Source organism: bacterium, from assembly GCA_019637795.1.
GTDB lineage: Bacteria > Desulfobacterota > Binatia > HRBIN30 > CADEER01 > JAHBUY01.
On the sequence record JAHBUY010000008.1, the window covers coordinates 138,670 to 150,221 of the forward strand.

Below are 11,552 nucleotides of genomic sequence, written 5' to 3' on the forward strand. Positions count from 1 at the left end.
CATGGCCGAGGTCCTCTCCTTCGGGTCCCGCGCCAGTGCCCGGCGCCGCGCCCGCGAGCAGGCGGCCAGCGAGGCCTGCGTCCACATCCTGGAGGCCAACCTGCAACTGGCGCTGCACCTGTTCGCCAGCGCGCCGCCGGAGGAGAAGCCGATCCGCGCCCGGCAGCTCCGCCAGTTGGCGGAGCTGCTCGAATACGTCACCCGATGCACCTGACGGCGGGCGTCCTGGCACTCGCGACGCTGGCGCTGCTGACCGCGCCCGCGGCGGCGATATCGTACGAGGGCGAGCGCGGGCTCGGCCAGCAGTTCGACCTCGCGTTGCGCCAGCAGGCGCCGCTGGTGGAGGATCCCGACGTCGTCGCCTACGTCAACCGCATCGGCAGCCGCATCGCGGCGACGCTCGACCAGTCGTACTTCGACTACCAGTTCGCGGTGATCCGCGATCCGCGCATCAACGCCTTCGCGGTGCCGGGGGGCTACGTCTACGTGCACAGCGGCCTGCTGGCGGCGCTGCACAACGATGACGAGCTGGCAGCGGTCCTCGGACACGAGATCGCGCACGTGCACGCGCACCACGTCGTCCGCCAGCAGGAGAAGTCGACGGTGCTCAACTACACCGCGCTGCTCGGCACCCTGCTGTCGATCGTGCAGCCGGCGGTCGGCTCGCTGGCGACGGCCGCATCGCAGGCGGCGAAGCTGCAGTACACCCGCGAGTTCGAGCAGGAGGCCGACTACCTCGGCGCGCGCTACATGCAGGCGGCGGGTTACGATCCGCGGGCGATGCTCGACTTCTTCACGCTGCTGAGCGACCAGCAGCGCCTGACGCCCTCGAGCGCGCCGCCCTATCTGCAGACCCACCCCTTGAGCGACGAGCGGCTCGACCGCCTGGAGGCGGTCCTCAAGACGCATCAGTGGACGGCGCGGCAGCGCCCGCCGTCGACGCTGGCGCTGCAGCGCGTGCAGGCGCTGGTGCGCGCCGCCAGCGATCCGCCGGCGGACGTGTTGATGACCTACCGCCGGCTGCGCGACGCCGACCCCGCGAACCCCAACGCCCAGTACCTCTACGGCATCGTCGCGCTGCAGACCGGACAGCTCGACGATGCGCAGGCCGCGCTCGCCGCGGCGGCGGCGGGAGGGGTCGAGGGCGTCGACCGTGAGATCGGACGGCTGGCGCTGCGGCAGCGCGACCTCGTCGCGGCGCGGGCGCGCCTCACCGCCCACCTGGCGCGCCACGACGACGATGCCGGCGCGCAGCTCGATCTCGCCCAGGTCTGCCAGGCGCTCGGCGACAGCGCGTGCGCCGAGGCGGCGTACCGGCGCGCCCTCGCCGCGGCGCCGTCGCTGGCCGCGGCGCAGCACGGCTACGGTCTGCTCGCCGGCCGCGCCGGCCGGGCCGGCGACGGCTTCTACCACCTGGCGACCGCGGCGCGCCTCGGGGGCGACTACCCCACCGCGCTCGGCCAGTACGCCCGGGCCATTCCGCAGTTGCCGTCGGGCGACCCGCGCCAGGAGGACGCGCAGCGCTGGATGGCGGTGCTGAGCGCCTATCTGAAGGTGCCGACGCCGGCGGTGGCGACGAGCGGCGACGGCTGAGGCCGGCCGGCGGGGAGCGGACGGCGCGCGGCGCTTCAGTGCACGCCCGGGCCGGGCGCCAGGGCGTGGGGTTCGATGCCGAGGCGGCGGATCGCCACCTCCCACATCTCGGTGCTCGGCGTGTCGAACATCAACTGCCGGTCGACCGGCACGGTGAGCCAGGCCGAGGCGGCGAGCTCGGCGTCGAGCTGGCGCGGACCCCAGCCGGCATAGCCGACCAGAAATCGGCTGCGCTCGGCGAGCTCGTCGCTCTCGAGCACGCGGCGCAGCAGGTCGCGCGAGGCGGAGAGAAAGACGCCGGGGCTGACCTCGACGCCGTCACCGACGTCGGAGTTGATCAGCAGCCAGCCGCGGGAGGGGTCGACCGGTCCCCCGATCCACACCGGCATGCCGTTGTCGTGGTCGACCGGCGGCTCGAGCTGGACGATCGACGAGGCGGTGGTGTCGGTGCAGCGGTTGAGCACCAGGCCCATGGCGCCTTCCTCGCGGTGCTCGCACAGGAGGACGACGGTCTTGCCGAAGTTCGGGTCCTGGAGCTGGGGCATCGCCACCAGCAGCGTGGGCGCCAACGCGCTCGACTCGTCCCACATGCACAGCCTCCACCTGACGGACGGGTGGGATTGTTGCGGGCGCCTCCGCGCGAAGTCAATGCCTCGCCGCGCCCGCGGCCGCTCTCGGGGGCGCGGAGGCAATTGACTCGTCGCGCGTCGCGGAGGATGGGTCGCCGCGGATGACGTTGCGGCGGAAGCTGGGGTGGGTGGCGGTGCTGTACTTCGCCGAGACGCTGCCCTTCGGCGTGGTGCGCGAGGTGATGCCGGTGTACCTGCGCGCCAGCGGCGTCGACCTGACCGCGATCGGCCTCTACTCGCTGCTCGGGATGCCCTGGGCGCTGAAGGTGGCATGGTCGCCGCTGATCGATCGCTACGGCGACCGCCGCGTCTGGATGGCGGTCTGTCTGGCGGTGATCGCCGTCGCCACGGCGGTGCTCGGCAGCGTCGAGCCGTCCGCCGCGCTCCTCGTCGGCCTGCTGATGCTGCTCATCGCCTTCGCCTCGGCGACGCAGGACATCGCCATCGACGCCTACACCATCGGCCTGGTGTCGCCGGGCGAGGAGGGCAGCGCCAACGGCGTGCGCCTGACCGTGGCGCGCCTGACGCTGATCCTGAGCGGCGGCGGCCTGGTGCTGCTCTCGACCTGGCTCGGCTGGGCGGCGGTGTTCGCGATCGCCGCCGTGACGCTCGCCGCGCTGGCGCTGGTGGCGCCGTGGGCGCCGCGCGTCGCGGTGTCGCCGGAAGCGCGTCGCCACTGGCTCAGGCCGCTGCTGGAATGGGCGCGGCGACCCGGCGCGCCCGCCGTCTTCGCCTTCGTGCTGCTCTACAAGCTGGGCGACGCGGCCATGGGGCCGATGGTGAAGCCGTTCTGGCTCGATTCGGGGCTGAGCGTCGGCGAGGTGGGCGTCGTCTCCAGCACCGTCGGGATGTTCGCCACCATCGCCGGCGCCATCGTCGGCGGGCGCTTCACCGATCGCTTCGGCATCTGGCGCGCGCTGCTCGCGCTCGGGCTGGCGCAGGCGCTCTCCAATTTCGGTTATGCCACCGCGGCGTGGTGGACCCCGTCGCACGCGGCGACGCCGGTCGCGGCGCTCGCCGACGGCTGGCACGCGCTCGCCGAACCAACGCGGCTGCTCATCTACGGCGCCTCGATGGTGGAGTCGTTCACCAGCGGTCTCGGCACCGCGGCGTTTCTCGCCTTCCTGATGAACATCTGCGACAAGGAGCACGCGGCGGTGCAGTACGCCGGCCTCTCGGCGTTGTTCGGGCTGAGCCGCGACGCCGCCGGCGGGGTGAGCGGCGCGGCGGTGCAGGCGGTCGGGTACGCCGCCTGGTTCGCCGTCACGGTCGGGCTGGCGATGCCGGCGCTGCTGCTGCTGCCGCGCATCCGCTCCTGGATCCGCGAGTGACTCGGTGTCCGCCGCCGCCGCGGGCCGCTGGGGTTTCGCCGCGCCCGTGATAGGAGGTGCGCCATGCGTGCCATCGTCTTCGATCAGCCAGGCGACGAGAGCGTCCTCCATCTCGGCGACGTGCCCGCGCCGCCGCTCGGCGCCAACGACGTCCGCATCCGCGTCCGGGCGACGGCGGTGAACCGCGCCGACCTGCTGCAGCGGCAGGGACTGTATCCGCCGCCGCCCGGGGCGTCCGCCGTCCTCGGGCTCGAGTGCGGCGGCGAGATCGCCGAGGTGGGGAGCGCGGTCCGCGGCTGGACGGTCGGCGAGCGGGCGATGGCGCTGCTCGCCGGCGGCGGCTACGCCGAGCAGGCGGTGGTCGATGCCGGCTCGGTGCTGCGCGTGCCGGAGGCGTTATCGGATGAGGAGGGCGGGGCGTTCGCCGAGGTGTTCCTCACCGCGTTCCTCAATCTCTTCATGCTCGGCGCGGTGCCCGACGGCGGCAGCGTGCTCGTGCACGGCGGCGGCAGCGGCGTCGGCACGGCGGCGATCACCCTCTGTCGCGTCGCCGGGGTGCGCATCCTGGTCACCGCCGGCAGCGAGGAGAAATGCGAGCGCTGCCTGGCGCACGGCGCCGACGCGGCGATCAACTACCGCCGCGGCGATTTCGCCCCGGCGGTGCGCGACGCGACCGGCGGCCGCGGCGTGGACGTGGTGCTGGACGCGATCGGCGGCCGCTACCTGGAGAGCAATCTGGCGGCCCTGGCGATTGGTGGCCGGCTGGTGGTGATCGGGCTGATGGGGGGCGCGCGCGGCGAGCTCGACCTCGCCGGCCTGATGGTCAAGCGGCAGCAGATCATCGGCTCGACGCTGCGCACCCGCCCCGCCGCCGAGAAGGCGGCGATCGTCCAGGCCTTCGTCGCCCGTTTCGGCGCCGCGCTCGCGGCCGGACGCATCCGGCCGGTGATCGATCGCGTCCTGCCGCTCGAGCACGCCGCCGAAGCGCACCGCATCATGAAGGCGAGCGAGCATTTCGGGAAGATCGCCCTCCGCGTGTCGTAGCGTGGATGGCTGCCCGTCGGCCCTCGCGAACGCCGCGGGCAGCCGGCCGTCTCACTGCGCCGCCTGGATCAGGCTCGAGATCTTGAACCAGCTCTCCGTCAGCCCGAGCCGATCGCCCATGTTGAAGAACCAACCCTCGGCGTCGCTGCTGGCGCGGCTCGGCAGGGCGACGCGGGTGACGTGATCGGCATTGACGTCGACCATCACCACGGCGGGCGAGAAGCCCATGTCGTCGGGGTAGACCGAGACCTTGGCGCCGGCGAACGGCTCCTTGCGATACGAGAACAGGTTCAGCCACACCTTCCACAACTGGCCGCTGTGGTCGTAGAGGTCCGACAGCGGCACGACGTAGGTCTCGGCGTCGACGAACAGGACGCGTTTCGCGTACGCGTACTGCGGCAGCTTGGAGGTGCCCTCGATGACGTACACGCGGCGGGGCTCCCAGACGTCGTCGAAGGCGAAGTCGGCGCTGCCGGCGCCCCACTGCACCGGGAAGTGCGTGCCGTGCATCGGCGCCAGGACCGTGCGCTCGCCGAGGAACCGCCAGTCCATCCAGCCGATGTGGCCGCTGTAGCCGAAGTAGCTGTCGCTATCGATGTCCTGGTTGAACAGCGCGTCCGAGCGCTGCGCGTTGGACAGGCGCCGCACGCGCCGCAGGTTGGGCAGGTAGAGCCAACTGTCGTCCGGGCGCCCCGGGCTGATGTAGCGGACGCCGGTCATGCCGACGCCGCGCAGGTCGAGCGGCTCCGCCACCGGGTGCAGCGATTCGCGATAGCGGATGCCCTCAGGGTTGGGCAGCGACGGCCGCGGGTCGACGTAGAGCCGGCCGTTGTAGAAGAGGCGGCGCAGATAGCCGAGCTGGAAGTGGCGTTCGACCGTCATCGGCGCGCCGGCGCGGCCGATCGGGCCGGCGTCGGCGGAGAAGTCGCGGGCGTCGAGGTCGTCGGTGGCGAGCCACTTGTAGGCGGCGTTCCACATCACCTTCACGGCCGCCTGCGGATCGGCGGGATCGATGGCCGGGAAGGGAAGGCCGGCGACGTAGTTCTGCAGCGTCAGCCCGTCGCTGCCCAGGCGCACCTGCGGCGCGTAGCGCTCGGTCGCCTCGCGATAGGCGGCGGGCGGCGGGATCGGGCGCGGCTCGCCGACGCGCAGCGTCATGCCGCGGCGCACGCACCATGCGACGCCGGGCGTCAGCAGCTCGCCGGCGGCGGCGATGGTATCGGGGGTGACGACGTCGCCCGGGGTCGCTTGCGCGGCGGCGCCACGCGCGGCGAGCGCGAGCGCGAGCGCGATGAGCAGCAGCGCGGACTTGGCGACGCGGCGCCGATGGCGTAGCGTCGCCGGCGTGTCGACGGGGGAGCGCAATGCGCCGGCGATCTGGGTGTGCGGCCGTGGGACGCCGGCGACGGCGTTGGCGAAAGCGCTGGCGACCCGGGCGCGCGTCCACGCGTCGACGCTGCCGGCGGCGCGCCTGACCACCGCGGCGGCCGATGCCGCCAGCGCGCGGCTCGCCGAGCAGGCGTGGCGCGCGCTGGGGACGGTCGATGCGACGATCATCGTGCCGACCGTAGCAACCACCTCCCGCCGCCGTAAGCCGGGGCGCGGCGCGCCGATGTCACCGCCGGTGTCGGCGTGGCGCGACGGCATCGACGCCACGGTGCGCGCCAGCTTCCTGGTCGGCCGCGCCGCCGGCGGCGCGCTCGAGCGCCAGGGCGGCGGCGCGCTGCTCATCGTCATCGACGCGGCGCCGCCCGATGATGCGATCGCCGCCGTGACCAGCGAGGCGTTGTCCTGTCTCGTCGACACGCTGGCGCGGGCCCTGCGACGCACCGTGCGGGTCGGCGAGGTGGCCGTCGATCGCGCCGCCACGCCTGCTGCGACCCTGGCGCAGCACCTCCTGCACGCCGTCACCGCGCCGCGGCCCGGCCCGCGTCTGGTGATGCGATCCGGTGGCGGATCGGCGGGTTGACTTCAAAAGGCTCGCGGGTAATCTACGCCGCAGTTGGTGAGGAGTCGGCTAATTGGTAAGCCACCTGACTCTGGATCAGGCGATTGTAGGTTCGAGTCCTACCTCCTCAGCTCAGTAGACATAGGGTTCGTCGCGACCGGCCGTTCGCGGCCAGCGACATGCATGAGCCGGGACCACCACCCGGCTCATCGTATGTTGAGGGAGCGCCACCCGCGAAGCTCACGGTCCCATCGTCTAGCGGCCTAGGACACCGGCCTCTCACGTCGGGAACACGGGTTCGATTCCCGTTGGGACCACTTTCTTCTTCAAGGGTTTTTCGGCGGAAACTGCGAACCTGGGCTTCCGGGTTCGCAGTTCTCGACCGCCCTTGGGAGGCGCAGGCCGACTGGCATCGCTGCCGATCGACGCCGACTCTGGGAAGGATGACGCGGCGCAGGGCCATCATCTGCGGGTGATCGGCAGGAGCCGAACGCGCACGCGGGCATCTTCCAGTATGACGACGGCACCTTCCTCCAGTACTGCCTGTAGGTTGGGAAGGTTGGCGCACAACATCTGTGCTTGTAACGTCGGGCCGGCGCTGGCTGGCGCGGCGAAGCAGGATGACGGAGGGCAGCTTCTCCTCGCGGATCGCCAAGAGGGCGCCGAAATCGGTGTCGGCTGACACCGGTACTCGGTCTTCCTTGGCGGCACGTGCAAACACCTCCTGGTCGCTGGCGCTCGACATGTCGTATGAGCGCACGTGCACGGCGTCGTGGCCGGCGCGAGACAGGTGCTCGGCGACCACCGGTGACAGCGCGTTCACCTCTCATGCTGCATGACTTTGCTGGAGGACAATATCGCGGTCGGGCGCGATGGCGCGCAGCAGTTCGTCGAGCTTCTCGATCGTCGGAACGGACACGCCCTGTTCGTACCTCGCATATGCATTCCGTGACTTCGCTCCCATGCGTCGAGCGACCTGAGCCAGCGAGAGCCCGCTCTTCTGCCGCTGCCTTTGCAGCAGAAGGCTGATCATCGTCCGCGGATCATCCGAACCCACCTCGAACGCCGCCGATGCGGTCGGATGAACGGCTACCGAGAAGCCCTTGCGATCGACGATGGCCGCAAACCAGTCCGCAATCATCTCGAGCGCTTCCTTGCGGGTGCGCCCTTGCGTCATGGCATCAAACACCGGGACTTCGGCCAGCCACCACCGCCCATCTCTGGACAGCTTTCCTTGGAATCGCATGCTCACACCTTCCTCATGGCACGACTCAGAATCGCTTTGGCGAGCTTCTCGTTGATCTCGGCATGGCGCGGTATCGGCTCTTCTCGCGAGTCATCCGTCCACACATCGTGCTTCCCTCCATGACGCGAGAACCTCCAGCCGAGCGCTCGAAGCCGTCGTTCGAGCTCTCGCCGCTTCATGGTCCGGATGTACACCGATTGGTGTTCAGCGGCAAGGAACGTGGTCAACTCCGTGATTGGCCGCGCCGCGTAGGGCTCGACCCATTGAGGTGGACCCCATTTCCTGGACCGGGAACCGGTCTTGGTACGTCGGCCAGGACCGGGGCTCGATGGGTTCGCGCTTGTAGGTCGCGAAGAAGGGCTCGGCGAGGGCGTTGTCCCAGGACGCGCCGGTCGGGGGCAAGTCCAGAGCCAGGAATCGGTCAATGACGCCGGCTGTCCCCATTCCCTCGCAACGAGGCCCTCGCAGGGGGCGGGGGCGGCAGGAGCTCATCGGCTACACCGCGGCCGGCGCGATGTACGGCGGCGGCGGGATTCGCTGCAGGGCGGCGGCATGCTCGACCGACTTCTCGGCGCGGCGGTCAACGCGGGCATTCTGTTGGCCGCGGCCGGCGCGCTGGGGCTGGCCGGGATGTGGCTCCGCCGGCGTCTGACTGGCTCGCGCTGGCGGCCGCTGGTCGACGCGGTCGTGGTCGGCGCCGCGGCTCTCGGCCTCGCGGGGACGGTCGTGGAGGTGGCGGCGGTGGTTTACGACGTGCCGGTTCGCCTCGCGCCGTGGCAGTACGTCGAGTACCGGCCGGGACGATTCGGCCAGCAGCCGAACCAGCACTGGACCGCCCCGCCGTTGCCGCGCTGGCCGGGCTACGAGGTGCGCACTAACGAGGACGGACTGCGCAGCGATCGCCCGCGACTCCCCGACGCGCTGGCGCCAGACGAGCGGCGCGTCATGTTCTTCGGCGATTCGTTCACCTTCGGCGTCGGCCTCGAGGCCGCGCAGAGCTATCCGGCGCAGGCCGAGACGCTGTTGCAGGCGGCGGCGCCCCGCTATCGCTGGATCGCGCTCAACGCCGGCATGGGCGGCACCAACATCTTCACCGCCGTCGAGTGGTTCGCCTGGCTCGCCCCCCGGTACCATCCGCGGGTGGCGGTCTTCACCGTCCACGAGCTCGACGACATCCTGCCCGACGTCAACAGCGAGCTGCGCCGGCACGAGCGGGACCCGCTGCGCCCGCTGGCTCGCTTCGCGCTCTACCGGCTGGTCCGCAGGGCATGGCAGACCGTGCGCTACGTGCGGATGCGTGACCATGGGCGCCGCATCGCGGCGGGCGAATTGCCGGCGGAGCGCGCCATGCTGCTGGCGGAGATCACGGCATCGGCCGCCCTGATGGCCGAGACGGCGCGCGGCGCCGGCTGCGCCGTGGTGTTCAACCGCATCCGCGTTCGCGCGCCCGACTGGCGCCCGGCGTCGGCGGCGCAATCGCTGCTTCACCCCTACGTCGCCGCCGGCGCCGAGCTGGTCGACACCATCTGGAACCCCGACGACCCGTCCCTGTCGATTCCCGACGACAGTCACCCGACCCCCGCCGGCGCGCTGCTGCTCGCCCGCGCCGTCGTGCCCGCCATCCTCGCCGCGGCGGAGGGCCGATCGCCGTCCGGTGGCCGGGCGGAGCGGTAGGGCGCCGCCCCGCGTGATCGGCGGCGACGCGCCGGCGGATTTCATGAATCGGTAACAATTGACTGCTAGCGGCACCCCATGGAGTCCGCCATGGCGCTGCCGAAGACCCGAGAACCCTCTTCCCCCGAGGTCCCTCCGCCGTCCCCGACCGGGACCCCGTGGGACCCGGCGCAGCTCGCGCGCCTGATCGAGGAGGTGGGGACCATCCGCGCCGACGCGCTGGCGCTGGAGGGCCGCTTCGCCAAGAGCGTGGCGGCGGTCCACCCCACGTTTCGCCGCAGCGCGCGCAACCTCATCCACTATCTCGCCCTGCGCCGGCACGATGTCCGCGCGCTGCAGGAGCAGTTGGCGATGCTCGGCCTGTCCTCGCTCGGACGCAGCGAGTCGCACGTCCTCGCGGGTCTCGACGCGGTGCTCGTCATTCTCCATCGCCTCGCCGGCCGTCCGGGCCCCGAACTGACCGCGGCGCCGGCGCCGCTGACGTTCGGCGAGGGTCAGGCCGCGTTGGCCGACCACACCGCGGCGGTGTTGGGGCCGCGCCCGCGCGAGCGCGGCGTCCGCATCATGGTGACCATGCCGAGCGAGGCGGCGACCGACTACGAGCTGGTTCGTCAGCTCCTGGCCGCCGGCATGGACTGCATGCGCATCAACTGCGCGCACGACGATGCCGCCGCCTGGGCGCGCATGATCGAGCACCTGCGCCGCGCCGAGCGCGAGTCGGGCCGCACCTGCCGCATCCTCATGGACATCGCCGGTCCGAAGCTGCGCACCGGCGCCATCGATCCGCGCACCCAGAGCGTCCACGTCCGCCCGACGCGCGATCGACAGGGGGCGGTGACGGCGCCGGCCCGTGTCTGGCTCACCTCGGCTGTCCGTCCGGCGCCGCCCCCCGCGGCGGCGGCGGTCTGCCTGCACCTGCGCGGCAACTGGCTGCGCGCCGCCCGGGCCGGCGACCAACTCGCGTTCCAGGACCTGCGCGGCAAGTCGCGCCGGGTGACCCTGGCCGAGGCCGCCGCCGGCGGTCGCTGGGCGAACGCGGAGCAGTCGGCGTTCCTGGCGCTGGCGCGGCCGCTGGCGCTGCGCCCGCTCGGCGCGCGGCGGGCGCGGCGCCTCGAGGCGGTGCCGGCGGCGGCCTCGGACGACCAGCTCTTCCTGACGCTGCGCGGCGGCGACCTGTTGTCCCTGACCCGGGGCCCGATCCCGGGGCGCCCGGCCGTGGTCGCCCCCAGCGGCCGGGTGATCCGTCCCGCGACCATCTCCTGCACCCTGCCCGAGGTGTTCGCCGACGTGCGGGTCGGTGATCGCATCTGGTTCGACGACGGCCGCATCGGCGGGGTCGTCGAGGGGCGGAGCCGGGATCGGCTGCGGGTGCGGATCACGGTCGCCGGCGCGCGCGGCAGGCTGCGCGCCGACAAGGGGATCAACCTGCCCGACAGCCGCCTGCGCCTGGGGGCGCTGACCGCCAAGGACCTCGCCGATCTCGCGTTCGTCGTCCGCCACGCCGATCTGGTGGGGATGTCGTTCGTGCGCGCGCCCGCTGACATCCGTCTCCTGCGCCGCCACCTGCGGCGGCTCGGCGCCGCCGGGATCGGCATCATGCTCAAGATCGAGACGACGGAGGCGTTCGAGCACCTGCCGAGCCTGCTGCTGGCTGCCATGCAGTCCGAGCGGGTCGGCGTGATGATCGCCCGCGGCGATCTGGCGGTGGAGTGCGGCTACGAGCGGCTGGCGGAGGTGCAGGAGGAGGTGCTGTGGTTCTGCGAAGCCGCGCATGTGCCGGTGGTGTGGGCGACGCAGGTGCTGGAGACCCTGGCGAAGACCGGCGTGCCGTCGCGGGCCGAGATCACCGACGCGGCGATGGGCGAGCGCGCCGAGTGCGTCATGCTCAACAAGGGTCCGTTCCTGCTCGACGCCGCGCGCGCCCTGCACGACATCCTGCGGCGCATGGAGGCGCACCAGCGCAAGAAGAGCGCCCGCCTGCGTCGCCTGCGCCTGTCGTCGATCGCCGTCGACTGAACGGCGGCGAGGCGACGGGCACCTCCTCCCCGTCTGTGGTGTTCGGCCGCGTTTGGCGGTAGGGCTCGCAG

11 protein-coding genes, 2 tRNA genes and 1 pseudogene are annotated in these 11,552 nt (G+C 72.1%); 9 read left to right on the forward strand and 5 right to left on the reverse strand.

Annotation, left to right across the window (positions count from 1 at the left end):
• The first annotated feature begins 1 nt into the window (after position 1).
• A complete protein-coding gene (locus tag KF840_24095) occupies positions 2–214 on the forward strand; it encodes a hypothetical protein (protein ID MBX3027984.1) in 213 nt (70 codons plus the stop codon).
• A complete protein-coding gene (locus tag KF840_24100) occupies positions 205–1,593 on the forward strand; it encodes a M48 family metalloprotease (protein MBX3027985.1) in 1,389 nt (462 codons plus the stop codon). Before KF840_24095 ends, KF840_24100 begins: the two co-directional genes overlap by 10 nt.
• Before the next feature lie 35 nt (positions 1,594–1,628).
• Here the strand turns inward: KF840_24100 and KF840_24105 are convergent, their stop codons facing one another.
• Positions 1,629–2,183: a YqgE/AlgH family protein gene (locus KF840_24105; GenBank protein MBX3027986.1), complete on the reverse strand. Its 555-nt coding sequence runs from the start codon at positions 2,181–2,183 to the stop codon at positions 1,629–1,631.
• Positions 2,184–2,323: 140 nt separating this feature from the next.
• Here KF840_24105 and KF840_24110 point away from each other — a divergent pair, with 140 nt between their 5' ends.
• Together KF840_24110 and KF840_24115 are read left to right on the forward strand one after the other, a co-directional pair.
• A complete protein-coding gene (locus KF840_24110; GenBank protein ID MBX3027987.1) occupies positions 2,324–3,553 on the forward strand; it encodes an MFS transporter in 1,230 nt (409 codons plus the stop codon).
• Positions 3,554–3,616: 63 nt separating this feature from the next.
• A complete protein-coding gene (locus KF840_24115) occupies positions 3,617–4,597 on the forward strand; it encodes an NAD(P)H-quinone oxidoreductase (GenBank protein MBX3027988.1) in 981 nt (326 codons plus the stop codon).
• 51 nt (positions 4,598–4,648) lie between these two features.
• Here KF840_24115 and KF840_24120 read toward each other — a convergent pair whose 3' ends face one another.
• Positions 4,649–6,154, reverse strand: coding sequence for a DUF1329 domain-containing protein (locus KF840_24120; protein MBX3027989.1), 1,506 nt, complete (start codon positions 6,152–6,154; stop codon positions 4,649–4,651).
• Between the two features lie 55 nt (positions 6,155–6,209).
• Here KF840_24120 and KF840_24125 point away from each other — a divergent pair, with 55 nt between their 5' ends.
• The 3 genes from KF840_24125 (at position 6,210) to KF840_24135 (ending at position 6,862) form a co-directional block, all read left to right on the forward strand.
• The gene (locus tag KF840_24125) at positions 6,210–6,566 is read left to right on the forward strand and encodes a hypothetical protein (GenBank protein ID MBX3027990.1); all 357 of its coding nucleotides are present in this window, start codon (positions 6,210–6,212) and stop codon (positions 6,564–6,566) included.
• 37 nt (positions 6,567–6,603) lie between these two features.
• Positions 6,604–6,676: transfer RNA gene (locus tag KF840_24130), tRNA-Gln, on the forward strand.
• A gap of 113 nt (positions 6,677–6,789) precedes the next feature.
• A tRNA-Glu gene (locus KF840_24135) sits at positions 6,790–6,862 on the forward strand.
• Between the two features lie 145 nt (positions 6,863–7,007).
• Here the strand turns inward: KF840_24135 and KF840_24140 are convergent.
• From KF840_24140 to KF840_24150, 3 genes and pseudogenes are all read right to left on the reverse strand, one after another.
• A pseudogene (locus tag KF840_24140) lies at positions 7,008–7,368 on the reverse strand (DUF5615 family PIN-like protein).
• Positions 7,369–7,371: 3 nt separating this feature from the next.
• Positions 7,372–7,791, reverse strand: coding sequence for a helix-turn-helix domain-containing protein (locus KF840_24145; GenBank protein ID MBX3027991.1), 420 nt, complete (start codon positions 7,789–7,791; stop codon positions 7,372–7,374).
• Positions 7,792–7,793: 2 nt separating this feature from the next.
• On the reverse strand, positions 7,794–7,970 hold the full coding sequence (locus KF840_24150) for a type II toxin-antitoxin system HicA family toxin (protein ID MBX3027992.1): 177 nt from the start codon (positions 7,968–7,970) through the stop codon (positions 7,794–7,796).
• Between the two features lie 373 nt (positions 7,971–8,343).
• Between KF840_24150 and KF840_24155 the strand changes: the two genes are divergently transcribed.
• Entirely contained in the window at positions 8,344–9,465 is a 1,122-nt protein-coding gene (locus tag KF840_24155; GenBank protein MBX3027993.1) for an SGNH/GDSL hydrolase family protein, read from the forward strand.
• A gap of 90 nt (positions 9,466–9,555) precedes the next feature.
• The gene (locus KF840_24160) at positions 9,556–11,481 is read left to right on the forward strand and encodes a pyruvate kinase (protein ID MBX3027994.1); all 1,926 of its coding nucleotides are present in this window, start codon (positions 9,556–9,558) and stop codon (positions 11,479–11,481) included.
• The last annotated feature ends 71 nt before the right edge of the window (positions 11,482–11,552 follow it).

Coding starts and splice junctions, on each gene's coding strand:
- KF840_24095 (MBX3027984.1), top strand. CDS start 2: ATGGCCGAGGTCCTCTCCTTCGGGTCCCGCGCCAGTGCCCGGCGCCGC.
- KF840_24100 (MBX3027985.1), top strand. CDS start 205: ATGCACCTGACGGCGGGCGTCCTGGCACTCGCGACGCTGGCGCTGCTG.
- KF840_24105 (MBX3027986.1), bottom strand. CDS start 2,183: ATGTGGGACGAGTCGAGCGCGTTGGCGCCCACGCTGCTGGTGGCGATG.
- KF840_24110 (MBX3027987.1), top strand. CDS start 2,324: ATGACGTTGCGGCGGAAGCTGGGGTGGGTGGCGGTGCTGTACTTCGCC.
- KF840_24115 (MBX3027988.1), top strand. CDS start 3,617: ATGCGTGCCATCGTCTTCGATCAGCCAGGCGACGAGAGCGTCCTCCAT.
- KF840_24120 (MBX3027989.1), bottom strand. CDS start 6,154: ATGATCGTCGCATCGACCGTCCCCAGCGCGCGCCACGCCTGCTCGGCG.
- KF840_24125 (MBX3027990.1), top strand. CDS start 6,210: ATGTCACCGCCGGTGTCGGCGTGGCGCGACGGCATCGACGCCACGGTG.
- KF840_24145 (MBX3027991.1), bottom strand. CDS start 7,791: ATGCGATTCCAAGGAAAGCTGTCCAGAGATGGGCGGTGGTGGCTGGCC.
- KF840_24150 (MBX3027992.1), bottom strand. CDS start 7,970: ATGAAGCGGCGAGAGCTCGAACGACGGCTTCGAGCGCTCGGCTGGAGG.
- KF840_24155 (MBX3027993.1), top strand. CDS start 8,344: ATGCTCGACCGACTTCTCGGCGCGGCGGTCAACGCGGGCATTCTGTTG.
- KF840_24160 (MBX3027994.1), top strand. CDS start 9,556: ATGGCGCTGCCGAAGACCCGAGAACCCTCTTCCCCCGAGGTCCCTCCG.